This window comes from Bifidobacterium phasiani (genome assembly GCF_019331775.1).
GTDB classification, from domain to species: Bacteria; Actinomycetota; Actinomycetes; order Actinomycetales; family Bifidobacteriaceae; genus Bifidobacterium; species Bifidobacterium phasiani.
This window is the reverse complement of the sequence record NZ_JAHBBD010000020.1, coordinates 1-19,242: the sequence shown is the minus strand read 5'-3', so window position 1 is coordinate 19,242 and position 19,242 is coordinate 1. Positions and strand designations below refer to the sequence as shown.

Below are 19,242 nucleotides of genomic sequence, written 5' to 3'. Positions count from 1 at the left end.
CGATCCGGCCCATCCCAGCCGCCCGGCCGGATGCCACGCCACGCACAATGTGCGTCACGGGCACCCGGCCGAACGCTCAACAGTCCAGTCCGACCGCCGCGCCGCTATCAGCGGCGCCCCGAGGCACGGCGGCGAACCGCCAGCAGCACCCCGGCGATCGCGACGAGCGCCACGATCGCGGCCGCGACGCCGAGCACGGCCGCGCCGGTCTGCGTCAGCACGCCGTCGCCGCCGGACTCCGCGGCGGACCCGCCGTCGTCCGTTGCACCGCCGTCGCCCTCGTCACCAGAGTCACCAGGCTCACCGGACTCGCCCGGATCGCTCGGCGCGGTGTAGACGTTGTCGAACGTCGCACCGTCCGCGTCGCCGTAGTCGACAGCGGCGCTCAGCGTACCGTCGCCGTCGTCCGTCACGGTGACGGTGACCGTGTAGGAGGTGTCGTCGTAGGTCACGCCGTCCTGCCCGTCATCGACCTCGGCGAGCGTGTAGGTATAGGTGCCGGCGGCGGTGTAGGCGATGCCGCCGAAGCTCACCGTGCCGTCGGCCGCGTTCGTCGCGGTGGCCGCGCCGTCGGCCGCGCCGGCCGGCATCGGGGTGTCCGCGTCGGCGCCGGTCAGCTGGAACGTGAACCGGCCGTCGGTCAGTTCGGCGCCGGACAGCATCTTGGTGGCGCCGAGCGTCACCGGCGTCGCCATCGTGGCGCGGTAGGCGTTCTCGAACGTGACCGCGTCGACGGGGTCGCCGTCCGCATCGCTCAGGCTCCATGCGACCGCCAGCGTGCCGTCGCCGTTGTCGGTGACCTCCGCGGTGGCCGTGTACGTGGTCCGGTCATAGGTCACGCCGTCGAAGGTCTCGCCGGTGTGGTCCTCGGCGATGGCGAACGTATACGTGCCGGGCGCGTCGAAGCTGACCGTGCCGAACGTCACGGTACCGTCCGCGTCGTTCGTGCCGGTGGCGGTCATGCCCTGCGCGTTATCGCTGACGCCGGTCATCGTGAACGAGAACTCGCCGTCCTTGAGGTCGCGGCCGGTGAGCGTCTTGGTGACGCTCACGCCGCCCTCGCCGGTCGGGCTGCTCTCGCCGCCGGGCGTGTAGGTGTTCGTGAACGCGAACAGCGGGCCGCTGGCCGGGTCGGCGACGGCGGTCAGGTGGCCCTGCCCGTCGTCCGTCAGCGTGATCGTGAACGTCCTGGTCGCGGTCGCGTCGTTCGTCACCGAGTCGACGGAGCCGGATTCGGTCACGGTGTACGTGAAGGTCTTCGACCGGGAGCCGTCGGCGGCGGTCTCGACGCCGGCAAGGTCGTCGAGGCCGAATGCGATGGCGCCGAACGTCACGTTGCCGTTCGCGTCATTGGTCGCGGTGGCGCCGTCGCCGGTCGGCATCGGCGCGGTCGGGTCGTCCGAGGACAGCGTGAACGTGAACCGGCCCTCGAAGTCGGGGTCCGCGGCCTCGCCGTCGGCGTAGACGAACGACTTGCTGCCGGACGGGGTCACGCTCACCGGCGCGTCGCCGGTGGAGTACGTGTTCGTGAACGCGATGCCGCCCTCCGGCAGGTCGGCGGTGGCGCTCAGCGTGCCGTCGCCGTTGTCCACGACCGTGACCGTGAAGTCGACGCTTCTCGCGTTCGCGCTCACGCCGGCGGGCAGGCTGTCGGTCGCCTCGTAGGCGGTGTACTGCACCGTCCACGTGCGCTTGCCGCCGGCGTTCACGCCCTCGCTCGCATAGCCGCCGGCGACCGCCTGCGGCAGCGAGACCAGCGTGGCCGTGCCCGTATCCGCGGTGGTGTAGCCGAGGCCGCCGAAGTCGACGGTGCCGTCGGCGGCGTTGGTCGCGGTGGCGACCGGGTCGAGCAGGCCGTTCGCGGTGCGCGGGGCGACGGCGAACGAGAACTCGCCGGCCTGCAGGTCGCGGCCGGTCAGCGACTTGGTCGCGGACACGGCGGCGGCGCCGGACGAGCCGTCCTCACGATCGGTCGTGGCCTCGTAGGAGTTCACGAACGGGATGGTGAGCGTGGCACGCACGGTCGACGCGGCGCCGCTGCTGACGGTCTGCGACTGCGTGTAGCCGCCGCCGTTCGACACGGTGGTTACGGCGGACAGCGTGCCGTCGCCGTTGTCGCGCACCGCGATCTCGACGGTGTAGACGTCGCGGTCGTAGGTGTAGCCGTCTGCGTCGGACTCCGGGGCGTTCTCCTTGACCATGTACGAGAAGGTCTTGCCGGCGTCGGCCTGCGTGAACGTGACGGTCTTGCCGTTGAGCAGCGAGACGGCGGCGGTCGCGCCGTCCTCGGCGGCGGGCGTGTCGACCGTGGCGCCGGACTCGTCGATGCCGAGCTTGTCGGCGGCGTCCTTGGCCGTGGCCGTTTCGGTCGCGTTCGGCGTCACCGTGAAGATGAACTGGCCCTTGGTCATGTCGCGGCCGTTCAGCGTCTTGGTGATCTGCAGGTCGACCAGCGCGCCGTAGTCGATGGAGCCGGTGGCGTAGCTGTTGGTGAACGCCGCGGCGTCGGTGACGGCCTGGTCGGCCTCGGTGCGGGCGTTCGCGTTGTCGTACGTGACGTCGGTCACCTCGAGGCCGCCCGTTTCATCGACGCCGACCGTCACCGTGATGGTGCGCGCGCTGTCATTGTCGTACGTCCACCCGTTCGTCGGATCGGGGTCCTCGGTGGTCTCCTTGACCTCGAACACGTAGGTGCCGGCCTCGGTGAAGGCGATGTCGCCGAACGAGGCGGTCCGCGAGTCGCCGGCGGCCCACGGGTCGGCCATCGTCACGGACATGCCGTCGCCGAACCGGTCGTTGACGTTGCCGGCCGCGGCCGTGGCGGCATCGCCCTTGAACACGGCTTCGGGGTCGCCCGACTTCAGCGTCAGCGAGAACGCGAAGTCGACGTCGGTGTTCGCGCCGGTCACGGTCTTCTGGACCAGCAGGGCGGTGTCGCCGCCCAGCGTGGCCGGCGTGCGGTCCTTGCGGTTGGTCACGTGGATGGTCACGGCGCCGGTGAACAGGGCGTTCAGGCTCTGACCTTCCAAATCCTGCTTGTTGCCGGCCTCGCCCAGCGCGCCGCTGTCCTCGTCGTGCTCGTCGGTGCACTGCGTGATGTCCAAACGCGACCAGCCGGAGAGGGCCGTGTAGCTGACGACGCTCTCGTCGGTCGGCTGATAGGCCAGACCGGAAGCGGAATCGTAGTGGTAGTGGATGGCTGCGGTGCCGTCAACATTCCCCCACGACGCCTGCGCTTCCAACGAGGGAAGGTTGGTGGCGGTCTGCGGCTGCGCCTGCACATCATGCAGGGTCGCGTCCACGTCGTCGTCCGCGGCGAAGCCGCGCATGCCCGCCACCAGCGAGCCGACGCTCGTCTCCACAGTCACGTTGTCATTCGCATTGCCCGCGTCCGCGTACACGCCGGAATTGTCCACCACGATCCGGATCGTCGTGTGTTCGTCCACGTACCCGTCGGGCGCGGTCTCCACCAGCACGTACCGGCCGTTCGCGAGGATCTGCGCGTCCGCATCGCTGTAGACCTGCAGCGTGCCGTTACTGTCGGTGGCCAGCGTGCTGATGGGTTCGGCTCCGGCTCCCCCACCGGACACGTCGGGCACGCCGTCGCCGTCCGCATCCTGGTAAAGCTTGAACGTCACGCCTTCGATCGGTTCGCCGGACTCGGCGTCGGTCTTGACCAGGGACAGTTCGTTCTTGATGTTCGCGACGTTCAACGTCACCGAGAACACACGGTCGAAACCGCCGTTGTCGCCGTGGTCCGGGTCCAGACGCACCGTGTTGCCGGCCGTCGCGCCGGCGAGCGAGTCCGCGCCCGTGCGGTAGTAGGCGACCGTGTACTTCGCGGCGTTCGCGTCGCCGCCGTTCTGCCGGAGCATGTACGCGTAGGTCGTGATGTCGCCCGGCAGGTCCTCGATGTCCACCTCGTACGCGCCGCCCGAACCCAGCACAAACGGGTACGGATCTGCCTTCGCCGCAGCCAGTAGCGACTCGGAAATCTCGGTATCGTCGTTCAGGCTCGCGCCCACGGTCCAGCCGCTCATCGCGTCGCCCGACACCGGGGCCCAGCTGCCGTCGTCCTGCTTCTGCAGGACCACCGCGAACATCGTGCCGGAGCTGTCCTCGAAGAACGTGCTGTCGTCACCGTACTTGTACACGGTGTCGGTCGCCGTCGCGGTCACGTGCGGCTGCGACCACGCGCCCGTCGACCACGCATTGCTCGACAACAACACGCCATCCTCGAAGCGCAGCTGGATGTCGCCCGGGTTCCGGTACCCCTCGGGCACATCGGTCTCCCGCAACACCCAGTACGAGCTGATGGCCTCCAGCTGCTCCAGCGTAACCGGCATCGGACTACCGTCGCCCGACCCCTCGGTCGTGGTGAACACCAGTTCGCCGTTCGCATCCGTCGAACCCGTGTAATACGCCCCGTTCTCATCCACGGCGTAATCGGCACCAGTCGGATATAGCTCGAAGCCCACACCCTCGATGGTCCGGCCGCTCTGGTCGACCTTGAGCACGCCCGACTCCGGGATGTTCACCAGGTTGTACTTCAACGACATGTTCGAATCCGTGTTGCCGCGCTCGAGATAGAAGAAATCCAGCGTGTGGTACGTGTCGTCGGCCAGCGTATCGCCATCCAGACCGCTCGTCACGCCGGCCGCCGTCATGATGTCGGCCAGGGTCTGGCCGTTGCCGTTGCTGCCGTTGTACACGGTTTCGCCCTGGTCGTACTGGTTGTTGTTGTTCGCGTCGGCGTACACGTACACGCGGCCCGTGGCGAAGTTGATCTCCAGCGACGTCTTGTCGTGGATGCCGCCCAGATCGCCGACCAGCACGCCGTCGATGAACACCCACACATCGTCGTCACCGGAGAAGTTGTACGTCACCGGCGTATCCCGCTCTTCATCGGTATGCCCGCCGTACTGCTGCACGAACCGCGTCGACATCGACAGACCGAAATAATGGTTGACCACCGAGTCCGTCGACTTGGTGCCTTTCCGGTCGAGCTCCCCGTTCGCCTCATCGAACACCTGGGCTCCGGTGTTGAACGGGAAGAACTGACCGTTGGGCGAACTGCCGGCGGCGGTGACGCCCCAGGTGTTGTACAGCGTGAACGATCCGCTGCCGCTGCCATCATCGTCGAACTCGGCGAAGTTCCGCTGACTGTTGTAGTAGTAATAACCCTGGCCGTCCACCTGCAGCAGACCGTCCACATCCGTGTACGCGGCCTTGCCATCGCCCGACGAACTGTTGAACAGATACGCCAGCGACTCGGTGCCGATGGATTGATTCCCCTGGCCGACACCGCTCAGCGCCGGATAGCCGTCCTCGCCCAGTTCGGCGGACACGATGCCTTGGCGCGGCGCGGCGTCACCGGTCCAATGATTCACGGTGGTGCTATTGACCACGTTCTCATCTTCGGTCGTGCCCATGCCCTGGCCGAACTTCAGCGCATGACCCGCATTGATGCCGCGATTCTGCCAGTTGCTCGGGTTGCCCTGATCATTCGCGTCACGCGAATCGATCCAATAATCGAACACGTTGATCGTCGTGCCGCGCGGCGACACGCCCTGCACGGTGTAGTCGGCGATCGCGGCCTGCGCCACCGACGTCACCGCGCCGGACACGACCATCGCCAGCGCGATGACGAACGCGACCACGATATGCAGGCCTCCGGCGAATCCCTTCCGCCGGTGTTGACCGGTTATCGACGCCATTGCATGCTCCTTCTCCACAAAGCGACACTGAGCAACGTGCAATATTAAAGAACCCCCCTTAATGCTCTCGTTCCAGGTCGCGGTTTTCTCACACAACGGCGAATGAATGAATCGAAGAAACGAATGAATGGCAGCATTCCCCGTCCATTATTCGGACTTCCCACACGCGGTGCGATCACCCCATCACAAACCCCCGTCACATGCCACCGCACCACTCCGGCAAGGCCTTGGCGACCTGCCGCCGGACGCCGCGCGCCCCGCCACCGGACGCCACTCTGCCGCGACGGACATCGACGTCGGCCCGGTGACCACGCACCACGCCGCCGCACACCGTCACGCCGCCTACGCCGTCGAGCGAGACGCCGCCGACGCACCGCCGGAAGCCGCGCACCCATCGACGAACCCCACGTCACCGCGCGTCCGACACATCCGGCACAACCGGCTCCGCCGACGCACACAATGTGCCCGGCATGACCGACGCATCCGGCACGACCGGCACCACAGACACGCACCATGCGCACGGCACGACCGAAGCACCCGGCGTGATCGGCACCACAGACACGCACCATGCGCACGACGCATCCGGTACCGCCGCACGAAACGCCGCACGAGACGCCACCGGAACGCCGCCGACCACCGTCGGACGTCACCCGGCGTCGTCCGCCCGCAGCTCGGCGAGATAACGGCGCAACGCGGCGGCCCGCCGACGCGGCACAGGAACCGTCGTGCCGGTGGACAGCAGCAGCTCGTCGCCGACCGACACGACGTACAGCATGTTTACCGTGAAACTTCGGTGCACGCGCACGAACCCATGCTCCTCGTCGAGCCCCAGCTTCGCGCACGTCCCGCCCAACGTGTCATGCACGCGGAATTCGCCCGACGTGCCGTGCACCATCGCGCTCTGCCCCTTCGCCTCAAGATATACGATGTCGGCCAGCGTCAGCAGGTGGACGCGCCCCTCGGCGTCACGCACCTGCCGGGCGTCCTTCCGGTCGCCCTGCGACACCAGCACCTTCAGATAGCGGTACGCCTCGCCGGCCATGCGCATCGGGGACCGCCCGTCGCCCGCCGCCGGTCGTCCGGCGTTCGACGCATGCACATGCTGCAGTTTCAGCCCGCCGTCGACCCAGTGCCAGACCGCCGTGATCCGCCGCACGTCGGCGAAGGCCAGACGCTCGCGCAGATCCGTGCGGACCGCGTACCGCCCGACCACCACGGCCATGCCGCCGTCCTGCGCGACCTCCCGGTATTCCTCGTGCGTGATCAGCACATGCGGCAGATCCTCCATCGAGGCCGTCACCTCGTCGATGCCGACCATGAGCCGGTCGCGCATCGCGCCGACGCCGGTGAACCCCTCGCCGGCGACGGACTGGATCCAGCGGTCGTCGCCCCGCCAGAAGGCATGGATCAGCCGTCGGGTCATCGCTTCGGCTCTTGTCATGTCCTCGGGCAACGTCACCACCGCCTTCACGTCATCAAGTACGCGATGCCACGAATAATAGACAAGAAAACCTGCTGTAACCCAAAAACGAATCAACCCCCTTCACGCAACGTACACACCCCCTTCATGCGCCATCAGCATGGCCTTGCCAGACACGGCCATGCAGCCATCCATCCCCCTTAATCAATACAACGGGTATCGGCGCCGTGTCCGCGCGGACACGGCGCCGTACATGCCGCGCCCGCCGCTCAGTCGAGCGAGCCGTGCGCCAGGCGCCCCTGCACCCACACGGCCCGGATGTTCGCCGGCGTCGACAGGTTCATGATCTTCTGGAACGTGATCGCCGGATCCTCGTCCGACTCGAACACCGGCAGGTCGTTGCCCGGCGCATGCACGTCGACCAGCTGCACGTCCCACGCATAGCCGGGTTCGAGCCGCCCGGCGCGGATGTTCAGCGCCTCGGCGCCGCCGACCGTCGCCAGGTAGAACGCCTGGTCGAGCGTCATCAGCGCCTCGGGCACGCCGCCGCGCTCCCCCGCCCCCAGCCGCGCGTCGACGCCGGACGCGAGGTTGCGCGACACGATCGCCGCCAGCCGGACCATCGCGTGGACGCTCGGATCGTAGCCTCCGGAGATGTCCGTGCCCAGGCCGACCGTCACCCCCTGGCCGCGGTACCGGCGGATCGGCGCGACCGCGTTCGCGAAGTACACGTTCGACAGCGGGCAGTGCGCGACCGCCGCGCCGCGCCGCGCGAACAGGTCGGCGTCCGACCCGGACAGGTAGACGCAGTGGTGCATGACCGTGCGGTCGGTGAGCAGGCCGAACATGTCCAGCGCCTCGGTGTCGCTGCGGCCGTAGCGTTCGCGGACGGTGGCGTGCTCCCAGTCGCTTTCCGAGCAGTGCGACTGTGTGAAGCAGCGGTACTTCGCGGCGAGCGCGCCGAGCCCTTCGAGCGCGGCGTCGGTGCAGCTGGGGATGAAGCGCGGGGTGATCACCGGCTGGACGATCGGCGGGGCCGGGTCGAGCGCGGCGCGGCCGTCCGGGGCGGATGCGGCGGTCTGCGCACCCGCGCCGCGAACGCCACCGCCATCGACATCGGTCGCGCCGGTCGCCGCAGCGGGCGACGCCCCGGCGTGTCCGGTGCGCCCGGCCTCGTCCGCGAGCGCACGCACCTCGCCGATGAAGCGTTCGGTCCGCTCGATCGCCTGCTCGGCGGTCTCGCGGTAGTAGTCGGGGTTCGCATCCGGGTCGTCCATCACGACCTTGCCGACGAAGCCGCGCTGCCCGCGTTCGGCGCAGACCTGCGCGAGGTTGACGGCGGCGGCGCGGTCGATCGTGTCGTAGTAGAGCACGCTGGTGGTGCCGCGGGCGAGCGTCGCGTCGACCAGATGGCGATGCGCGCGGTCGGCGTAGGCGAGGTCCGCGAACCGTGCCTCGGTCGGGAACGTGTAGCGTCCGAGCCAGCGTTCGAGCGGCTCGTCGAGCGCGGCGCCGGCCTGCGCCCACTGCGGGGCGTGCAGGTGCAGGTCGCAGAACCCGGGGAGCAGGACCTGGCCGTCCGCGAGGGTGGTCAGGCGGCTCAGTCGGGCCATGTCGGCGCGCACGGCGGTGTAGTCCGGGTCGTCGGGCGTCAGGACGGCCGCGATCACGCCGGCGTGGTCGATGAGGTACAGCGACCGCGGGCGATGGGCGACATGGGTTTCGGTCTCGCTGGTGTAGGCCGGGCCTTCGACGGCGAAGGCGATGGACGCGAGGTCGGGGGTTGCGGCGGTGGCGGACGGCTCGAATGCGCTGCTCATGCTTGTTCTGCTCCTGGGTAGGGGTGTTCCGGCGATGATTCCATTGTGGCATCAGGCGGGCGGGCAACACACGTGGGGGGCTTTGCGGTGGCGGAGGCGACGAGGGTGCGGCGGACGCGGCGACGATGGCGACGGCTGCGGCGACGATGGCGACGCCGACAGCAGCGGCGTGCGCCAGCGGGGCATCGGCGGGCATCAGCGGGTGTTAACGCCCATCAACGACCGCCAATGACCGGTCGGCGATCGCCAGCGATTATCAGCGATTCACAGTGGAATGTCACTGACCCATCACTGACAAATCAGTGGCACACTGAGCACCACTGACGAAACAGTGAATATCCGCGGAATATCAACGATTAACGTCGCACCATCAATCATCAGTGGAACATCACTGTCACGTCAGTGTTACACTGATACTGTCAGTGTAACACTGACGTGACAGTGACGCGGAGGACAGTGCCATGTGGACGGATGACACCATCAAACCGGTTCTCGAACGCCTGCGAAGCCAGGGGTCGGACGACGGCAAGTTCGAAGCCAAGTCATGCACCACCAGCATCGGAGCCAGCGTCTGGGAAAGCGTCAGCGCCTTCGCGAACACATCCGGCGGAACCATGCTGCTGGGCATCAGCGAACAAGACGGTTTCCGCCCCATCGACGGATTCGACGCCGATCGAGTCATCAACCAGTTCATGGACGGCATCGGCGACGGCAATCCGCAAGGAATCAGGCTGACCAACCCGCCGACCTACCGCATCTCCAGATGCCAGGCCAACGGCAAGCCGTTCCTCGCCGTCGATATCAACGAAAACCCAGCCGACCGCAAGCCCTGCTACATCACAGCCAAAGGCCCCAGCGACGGCGGATACCGCCGCGCGGACGACAAGGACATCCGTCTCTCCCGGACCGAGGTGTTCGAGCTGCAAAACGCCATGGTGCCAAGCCGCGCCGACCGCGAGATCGTTCCCGAGACCAACCTGACCGACCTCAATGACGACGCCGTCGAACACCTGCTCGACATACATAAGGACTCCAAGGCGCTGCGCGGAACCACCACACGGCAGGAGCGCCTGGCGCGCCTCAACATCACCGACAAACAGGGCAACATCCTCCTTGCAGGGCTGCTGGCCGCCGGGCAATATCCACAGCAATACTTCCCCAACTTGGTCATCGACGTCGCCGCCTATCCGGAAACCGAAAAATCCGCCCCGGCGGGGCCGCGCTTCATCGACCGCACGATCTGCGACGGCAACATGCCCGAAGCCATCAACCAGGCGGTCGAGGCCACGGCGCGCAACCTGCGTTCCACAACATTCGTCGTGGGCTCAGGAGCACAGACCGACGCCGAAATACCACGTGAGGTGCTGCGCGAGGTCATCGCCAACGCAGTCATCCACCGCGAATACGACGCGCGATTCGTCGGAACATCCATCTGCGTCGACATCTACCCCGATCGGGTGGAGGTCTCCAATCCAGGCGGATTATGGGGCGGCGTGACCGTCGACAATATCACCGACGGCATCTCACGCTGCCGCAACGAAACGCTGGTCCGGCTCATGCACGAAATCCCATACGGATCCCAAGGCCTGGTCACCGTAGAAGGAGGCGGCACCGGCATCCCCCTGGTCATCCAACAGATGCGGTCACGAGCGCTCGACGCGCCGAAGTTCGTCGCCAAGCCGGACCGTTTCACGGTGGTGCTGAACCGATACGGCGCAGAATACCAGGACAACAAACGGTGGCTGACCGGAATCGGCACGACGCTGACCAATCAGGAACAGTCCATACTGATGCCACTGCGCCAAACCTCCACCATGACCGTTCAGCAGCTTCACGCCTCGCTGCGCATCGACTCCGATGACATACGGCACATCATGGAACGGCTTGCGACACGCGGCATCATCACGCCGACGGGCCCCGACGAGTACGCCGTCACGACGCCCCAGACCGGCATCGCCGACGACAAACCGACGACCGACAAACTTTCAAACACCGAGCAAATCGTGCTCGCCTCCCTGTCGACAGAGACACCTCTCGACGTCCATGCCATCGTGACTCGCAGCGGCAAAGGCATATCAACGGTCCGCAGGGTTCTCCGCATGCTTATCGTGCGCAATCTGGCCGTCGCCACTGCCCCGCCCTCCAGCAAGCACAGAAAGTATCTGCGCGCATCGTCCGCCAACACCGATGATGCCATCGCCACGGATCGATAGACGAAATCCCGAGCCGCAAGCGACTACCTGCATTAGGTGTAGTCGATTTGCCGATCTGCAGACACCCATCTGCATTAGGTGAGGCATCCTAGTCGCGATACCCCGAGTACGAGACGCGGAATATGGCCGATGCTACTCGACGGCAGGGCGTCCAGGTGCCCCACCTAATGCAGTTGGGTGTCTGCAAGGCCCCAAATCCACTACATCTAGGCGAGTTATGCCGTCGGCGGGCCGCGTCGGCGGCATGGAAGGTCGATTATCCGGCGACTCCGACGGACGATACCGCCGAGCGCGCCACCGACACACCCGGCCGACGCACACAAACGCACACCGCGCCACGCCCGGCGCCTCGGCGTCATCCAGATCGCGCGAATCGGCCATTTCCCGCCCACGCCGGCCCGCTTTGCCCCCTCTCGCACGGCAACCCGTATTTACAACGTTGCAATCAATGCTATAGTGAACCACACGGCAGCGATGCCGTGCCTCCGACATCACGAAACCGGGAATTCCAACGGAACGGCGTCCCGGCTTCGACATCACGGAACCCATCATCAATCGCGAACAAGGAAGGTCGCATGCTCAATTTACAACGTTATAAAACGTTGTCGGCCCACCCGCACAAGCTGGCGGGAAGATCCGTCGCAACCCGCATGAACCGCGGCGGCAGACCCATCGCCGCACTCACCACGGCCGCCATGCTGCTCGGCATCGCCGGCATCGGCACCGCCACGGCCATGGCCCAGGAGACCGCACCCGAGCCCATCGTCAGCTACGACTTCACCACCGGCACCACCGGCGACTCCACCGTCCCGAACACGGTCGGCGGCTCGGCGTTCGGCGACGCGGTCATCACCGACGCCGACGGCGCGACCGCCGGCGTCTTCGCGGACGACGCGCTGCAGATGGACGGCGACTACTACGTCGCGCTTCCGGACGACATCCTCAAGGGCCACGAGTCGGCCACCGTCTCGGTCGTCGTGAGGAACGACCAGTTCAACAGCTCCAGCGACAAGTGGACCTACCTGTGGTCGCTCGGCGGCACCGGCCAGGCCGCCAAGGGCTCCTGGGCCGTCTCGACCCACACCTCGCTCTACTCCTCCATCACCTCCAAGGCCAACGGCGACGGCGAAACGTTCTTCTCCGCCTCCGAGAACCTGTCGATGGACACGTTCCAGACCCTGACCGCCACGATCGACGGCACGACCAACACCGTGACGCTCTACATCAACGGCCGTTCCGTCGCCAGCAGCCCGGTCACCACGAACCCCGCCCAGTTCGGCGACCACACGCACAACGTCATCGGCGAGTCGCGCTACCCCGGCGTGGGCGACGCGTTCTTCCACGGCGCCATCCAGTCGTTCACCGTCTACGACGGCGCCATGACGCAGGCGGAGGTCGCCGACATCCTGCCCGCCGACGGCCTGACCGACCTGCTCACCACCCAGGCCGAGGCGCTCGAGGTGCCGAGCTACGCCGGCGAGGACTTCACGCTGCCGACGACCACCCAGAACGCATCGGTGGCCTGGACCTCGTCCGCCCCCGACGTGATCGCGGTAGACGCGGCCAGCGGCACGGCGAGCGTCACCCCGCAGCCGCAGGACACCGACGTCACGCTCACGGCCACGCTCGCGCCGAGGAGCCGCATGGCGCAGCCGAACGCGCCGGTGACCAGGCAGTTCACCGTCACCGTGCCGAAGGCCGTGGACACCGACGAGCTGCGTGAGATCGTCGCGGCGAACGTGGTCGTGGACAACGCCGACGACGTGCGCGGCAGCCTGCTGCTGCCCGCCACCGTGACCGTCGAGTCGTACCAGGTCTCCGGCTCGGTCTCGTGGACCTCCTCCGACCCGGAGACGCTGTCCATCGACCCGCTGGCGGAGGGGTCGTCGTACTACACGACCGTCGTCGACCGCCCGTCCTGCGGCGGCGCGACGAACGTGACGCTCACCGCGACCGTGACCTCCGACGCCTTCGACCAGCCGGTCGTCAAGACCGTCGACGTCGCCGTCCAGCCGGAGTCGGCGGGCGACGACGCCACGCACACGCGCGTCACCTCGCACGACCCCGGCATCATCAAGGCCGACGGCACGTACTACGTCTTCGGCTCGCACCGCGCGTTCGCCAAGAGCACCGACCTGCAGCACTGGGAGTACTTCACCAACAACCTGGTGACCGACTACGAGAACGTGCTCGGCGACATCTGGGAGGCCTGGCCCAAGCAGGACACCAACCCGGACCTGGCCGGCAACATGTGGGCGCCCGAGGTGGTCTGGAACGACACGATGGGCAAGTGGTGCATGTACCTGTCGATCAACGGCGGCGGGTTCCCGTACCAGAAGACCGTGATGGTGCTGCTCACCGCCGATGACATCGAGGGCGACTGGACCTACGTCGGCCCGGTCATCTACTCGGGCTTCAGCGCCGCGAACGCCGACCAAACCGACGTGTACCGGGTGCTCGGCGAGGGCGCCGACCTGTCGCGCTACGACAGCCTGCAGAACACCGGCATCAACGCGATCGACGCCAGCGTGAAGACCGACGAGAACGGCGACATGTGGATGGCGCTCGGCTCCTGGTTCGGCGGCATCTGGCTGGTCAAGCTCGACCCGGCCACCGGCCTGCGCGACTACGGCACGACCTACGAGACCGTGCCGAACGTCTCCGACGCCTACTACGGCCACAAGCTGGCCGGCGGCTACGGCAACTCCGGCGAGGGCGTGGCGCTGACCAGGCAGGGCGACTACTGGTACATGATCCTGTCCTACGGCGGCCTGCAGCAGACCGGCGGCTACCAGATGCGCGAGTTCCGCTCCGAAAGCATCACCGGGCCGTACGTCGACCAGAACGGCAACTCCTCGGTGTACACCGAGGCCGTGAGCGACGACAAGGCGTTCAACCGCGGCCTGCGCCTGCTGAGCTCCTACGACCAGACCGGTTCGGAGAACGTCAAGACCGCGCAGGGCGGCAACGCCATCCTGACCGACGAGGACGGCAGCGTCTACAACGTGTTCCACACGCGGTTCGTGCGCACCGAGGGCAACCTCGAGGAGCACCAGGTGCGCGTGCAGCCGATGGTGGTCTCGCCCGACGGCTGGCTGGTCATGGCCCCGTACGAGAAGTCCGGCTCGCTGGCGCAGCGGGACTCCTACACCGCCGAGCAGGTGGCCGGCGACTACGAGTTCGTGGTGCACAACCCGGTCGCGTTCTACGCGGGCGGCGGCGACGCCAGCGACGCGATCTACCACGCCCGCACGGTGACGCTGCACGAGGACGGCACGCTGGGCGGCGCGGCGACCGGCACGTGGAGCGTGGACGGCACGTGGAGCGTGGACGGCACCGCCGTGACGCTGCACATCGACTCCGGCGAGGAGGGCAGCCACCTGCATGGCGACTACACGGCCACGCTGGGCATGCAGACCACGGAGACCGGCGACTACGCGATGTTCCTGACCGGCGTGGGCGGCGACGCGTTCCCCGACGCCGGGCCGGACGCCGTCAGCGACGCGGGCCGCGCCGCGTTCTGGGGCGTGAAGGCCATCGACGCGCCGGCGAGCGCGATCGTGCCGTGCGACACGCAGACCGGCGACGGCCAGCCGACGACGCCGGGCACGCCGGACGATCAGCCGGGGCAGGGCGACGGCGGGCAGAGCGGCGACGGGCAGGCCGCCGGCTCGGACGAGGCGGCTCCCGACCAGCTGACGCGGACCGGTTCCGGCGTCGTGCCGGCGCTTGTCGCCGCGATCGCGGCGACGCTGATCGCGGGCGCGGGGCTGCTGCTGCGCAGGGCGCGGCGGTAGCGGCGCGGCTACGCAGCCGGCATAGTCGACACGGACAGCACGGCCGGCACAGGTCAGCAGGCCGGCACGGTTGGCAGGCCGACGCGGGCGTGGATCCGCATGGCGAGACGACCGTGCCGGCCGCCGTGTGGCCGACGGGTGCACACCCATCGGCCACACGGTCCGGCGGCGCATCACCGCCCGCTGGCCGCACATCCGGCCGCGTGCGGCCAGCGGGCGGCAGGACGGCCCGGACGGCCTGGACGCCCCCATCCAGCTTCCATGAGTACAATGCTTCGTTGTAGTAAACGGAACATGAATACACGGTGACATGAAGCAGTACGACGAAACCGACCATCGCGATGACGCGACGACCGCGTCCGACGACTCCGATACCTTGGACAGCATCATCGACAAGTTCCCGCAGGATGTGACGTTCCCTGACGACAGGGCGCATGCGGTTGCGGAGACGGATGGCGTTCGGGATGGCGATGGTGGTCCCGACGACGTCACGGACGCCGTGGCGACGGAATCGCTCGATGCTTCCGGCTCCTTCGATACAGCCGATCCGGCCGCTTCACCCGATTCGACCGACTCGACCGACTTGACTGATTCAACCGACACCGCGGCACATGACACTGCCGACGATACGGACGATGACACCATCGACGGCACCGTCGTCGATGACGATAACGATACTGCCGAAGGCAATGCCAATGACGGCATCGACGTCGGCACCATCAACGACGCCGATGCTCCCGACGTCGAATCCGACGACGTAGACACTGCCGGCATAGACGACAGCACCAATGCCGACCCCGGCAACACCGGCAATGCCGTCAATACTGCCGACACCGGAGCCGAAGCCGAACCCGGCACCGCAGACGCCGCCGAGACCGAACCCGACACCGACGCCACGACGGAAGCCGCGGACGAGCCGGACGCTGAAACATCGCCAGCCACAGACGACGATGCGTCGCAGCCCGAAGCGTCATCGGCGACCACGGCGATCGAGGAGTCCGCCGGCAGCGCCGAACCGCAGCCCGGCGCAGACACGGATCACGAAGACCGAATCGACACCGAAGCGGACACGGACCCCGCAGACGGGACCGACGTCACCTCGACCGATGCGGCGAAGCCGGCGGACGGAGACAAAGCCTCCGACGCATCCGCCCATCGGTTCGCCGACGCCTTCGCCACCATGAGGTCCGGGCTGTCCGCACTCGCCCCGGTCGGCCGGGCCATCCGCACGGTCTGGAACAAGCGGCCGAAGCTGTCGTTCGCGTTGTACGCCATCGTGTTCGTCATCGTCGATACCGCCAGCGTGCTGGCGCTGCAATGGAGCGTGTATAGCCCCATCGAATACGCCGAGGACGCGGACGTCGACACCACCACACGCGTCATGGGCACCATGCTCGGCCAGCTGACCAAATTCGTCAGCCAGACCTGGTTGGAGCACCAATGGCAGTTCCTGCTCAACTTCCTGGTGCTGGGGCTGATCTATCTGGTGGTCATCACGCTGTTCAACCGGTTCTGGGTGCCGACGGCGCTGTTCGGCACGGTGATGATCGTGTTCGCCGTAGCGAACAAATTCAAGGTCGCCATGCGCAACGAGCCGATCATCCCGGCCGATCTGAACTTCGTGTCAAGCGGCAATACCGGCGAGCTGCTGTCGTTCATCCCCGACGAAAGCATGGCATTGGTGCGCAGCGTCGTCGTCGGGCTGGCCTATTTCATCGCGGTCTGCGTCGCGCTGCAGATCCTCGACCGCCGCGGAGGCCTGTTCCCCTGCCATTGGAGACCGTCGCGCTTCGTCAGCGTACGCAACATCACGGCGGTGGTCTGCCGCGTCGCGGCGTTTGTGGCGTGCGCCTCGCTGCTGTTCTCATACGTGTGGAACCTCAGCGTGCCGAACTCATGGGCGCAGCAGTGGTCGCGGAGCCTTTCGGATTCGCCGCAGCTATGGAACGCCCTCGATGATTCACGGAGCAACGGCCCGGCGATCAACTTCCTGCGGCTGGCCCATTCCAAGACCATGGATGAGCCGGAGGGCTACAGCCAGGAGGCGATGGAAGAGATCGCCGACCGGTACGCCGTCGAGGCGGAGGCCATCAACGCCACCAGAACGAACAACCTGACCGACAACACCGTCATCATGATCCTTTCGGAGTCGTTCTCCGACCCGACCCGCGTGCCGGGCGTGGCGCTGACCGTCGACCCGATGCCCGGCATCCGCATGCTCAAGGAGACCACGACCTCCGGTCTGATGCTGTCTCCCGGCTACGGCGGCGGCACCGCGAACATCGAGTATCAGGCGCTCACCGGTCTCGATATGGCGAATTTCGACGAGTCCATGCTGTCGGTGTACCAGCAGCTGGTGCCGAGCCAGGACAATCCGTATTCGTTCAACCAGATATGGACCGCCGTCTACGGGGAGTCCGGCTCGATCGCATTCCATCCGTATTTCAAGAACATGTACTTCCGCGACGGCAACTACCAGAAATTCGGGTTTTCCGAACTGCTGACTCTGGACAGTGACCCCGCGATTGAATACCAGGACCACGCAGGATCATCACCTTACGTCAGCGACGCGGCCGCCTACAATAACGTGCTCGCGGCCATCGAGGAGCAGGACCAGCCGCAGTTCATCCAGCTGGTCACCATGCAGAACCATGCATCCTACGGCGACTACTACGAATACAACGAGTTCTACGATGCCGATCTGTCCACGTTCGACGATGGCGAGCGCCGGCAGATCGACAATTACACCAAGGGAGTCAGCCTCACCGACCAGGCGACCACCGAATTCCTCAACGCCCTCGACCAGATCGACAAGCCCATCACCGTAATCTTCTACGGCGACCATCTGCCCAGCATCTACGCCACGGCGAACGCCGACCCCAACAACACGCTCGCCCTGCACGAGACCGATTACTTCATCTGGTCGAATCTCGCCTCCGCATCCAACGACGTCAAGCTGGGGGCCGAAACCACCAGCTTCTCGTCGTCGAACTACTGCATGTCGATGGCCGCGGCGCACATGAACGCCACGGTCTCCCCCTATCTTGCGCTGCTGACCGAGCTGCAGCAGCAGGTGCCCTCGATCAGCCGCGTGGGCGGCGCGTCGGCCGGCTGGGGCGAGGGCGACGCCACGTATCTGGACATGTATGGCAACGTCATCGATCCGGATACCCTGTCGATTCTGGCCCAGCAGCTGCTGGCGGATTACCAGATGGTCCAGTACGACATGACCGCCGGCGAGGGCTATCTGCGTGATACGGCGTTTTACGACGTGCCCGAGGCGCAGAACGTCACGTTGACCAAGAACCCGGTGCCCGGGTCCGGCTTCACCACGGATACACCGATATTCGAGCAGTATGTCGCGGAGCAGCCGCTGTACTGATTCCGTCCGATATGGTTAGGGGGGCACACCCATTGAGGCATGCCCCCCCTAACGGCGAATCAACGGCAATGATCAATCGTCCGCCCGCAGGCTCCAGATCAGATAGGCCGATAAAGTGACGCCGTCACTGATGTTGCCGGCCCGCACCATCGCATCGAATTCCTCACGGTCCAGCCACTGCAGGCGCGGATCGTTCAGAGCCGCGGCATCGGCGCGATCGTTCTCGACCTTGACCTCCACGACCGCGACGGAATCGCGCAGCTTGCAGGTCTCGGCATGGATCATCTGCATGGTGCGGTGCGACAGCGGCCGGATTCCGGTTTCGCGCAGCACCTCATGCTCCGCCGTGTCCCCGGCGATCTGACCGTCCTCCCCCATGCTTTTGGGGAACTCCCACTCGTCGGAGTCCGTGGCGATGCGCCGGTGCCGTACCAGCAGCAGACGTCCGTCGGCGCGCACGGTCACGCAGACGACGCTGGGCTGCCCGCCCCGCACCTGCGCGAACATGACCGGCGCCGTCCGGCCGTCGGACTCGATCTGCGAGCGGATCACCGTGAATTCGGCGGCGTCGTCGCCTCGGAACACGACCTCCTCGTTGCGCACGACAAGATCGGTCTGCATACCGCTGCGGACATCGCCGGCGAAGGAATCCTCATCGTCGACCATTGCAACCTACTTGGTGATCATGGGGTGGATTTGTTGGTCGTAGGCGGTCAGGGCGGTGTCGATGACCTGGTGCATGTCGTAGTACTGGTAGGTGCCCAGACGGCCGCCGAACACGGTGTTCGGCACGTCCTTCTCCAGCTCGACGTAGCGCGCGTACAGCTCCTTGTCGGCCTCGGTGTTGATCGGGTAGTACGGCTCGTCGCCGCGCTCGGCGAACCGGCTGTACT

At 66.6% G+C, this 19,242-nt stretch carries 8 protein-coding genes; 3 read left to right on the top strand and 5 right to left on the bottom strand.

What is annotated here, in order from left to right; all coding sequences use genetic code 11:
• Positions 1-107 precede the first annotated feature (107 nt).
• The 3 genes from KIH73_RS08335 to KIH73_RS08325 form a co-directional block, all read right to left on the bottom strand.
• Positions 108-5,717 carry a Spy0128 family protein gene (locus KIH73_RS08335; protein ID WP_219082430.1) on the bottom strand — a complete coding sequence of 1,870 codons (5,610 nt, stop codon included), beginning with the start codon at positions 5,715-5,717 and terminating at the stop codon, positions 108-110.
• Between the two features lie 646 nt (positions 5,718-6,363).
• The gene (locus KIH73_RS08330; protein ID WP_219082429.1) at positions 6,364-7,158 is read right to left on the bottom strand and encodes a LytTR family DNA-binding domain-containing protein; all 795 of its coding nucleotides are present in this window, start codon (positions 7,156-7,158) and stop codon (positions 6,364-6,366) included.
• A gap of 248 nt (positions 7,159-7,406) precedes the next feature.
• Entirely contained in the window at positions 7,407-8,957 is a 1,551-nt protein-coding gene (locus tag KIH73_RS08325; protein WP_236022677.1) for an amidohydrolase family protein, read from the bottom strand.
• A gap of 461 nt (positions 8,958-9,418) precedes the next feature.
• On the opposite strand from KIH73_RS08325, the gene KIH73_RS08320 reads away from it, so the two are divergent.
• The 3 genes from KIH73_RS08320 (at position 9,419) to KIH73_RS08310 (ending at position 18,349) form a co-directional block, all read left to right on the top strand.
• Positions 9,419-11,170 (top strand): ATP-binding protein, encoded by a 1,752-nt coding sequence (locus KIH73_RS08320; protein WP_219082427.1) that lies wholly within the window; start codon positions 9,419-9,421, stop codon positions 11,168-11,170.
• 575 nt (positions 11,171-11,745) lie between these two features.
• Positions 11,746-14,967 (top strand): family 43 glycosylhydrolase, encoded by a 3,222-nt coding sequence (locus KIH73_RS08315; protein ID WP_219082425.1) that lies wholly within the window; start codon positions 11,746-11,748, stop codon positions 14,965-14,967.
• Positions 14,968-15,277: 310 nt separating this feature from the next.
• Positions 15,278-18,349: an LTA synthase family protein gene (locus KIH73_RS08310; protein WP_219082422.1), complete on the top strand. Its 3,072-nt coding sequence runs from the start codon at positions 15,278-15,280 to the stop codon at positions 18,347-18,349.
• A gap of 72 nt (positions 18,350-18,421) precedes the next feature.
• Here the strand turns inward: KIH73_RS08310 and KIH73_RS08305 are convergent, their stop codons facing one another.
• Both KIH73_RS08305 and KIH73_RS08300 read right to left on the bottom strand, forming a co-directional pair.
• A complete protein-coding gene (locus KIH73_RS08305) occupies positions 18,422-19,015 on the bottom strand; it encodes an NUDIX domain-containing protein (RefSeq protein WP_219082420.1) in 594 nt (197 codons plus the stop codon).
• 6 nt (positions 19,016-19,021) lie between these two features.
• A partial coding sequence (locus KIH73_RS08300) for a UDP-galactopyranose mutase (RefSeq protein ID WP_274608136.1) occupies positions 19,022-19,242 on the bottom strand: 221 nt, incomplete at its 5' end.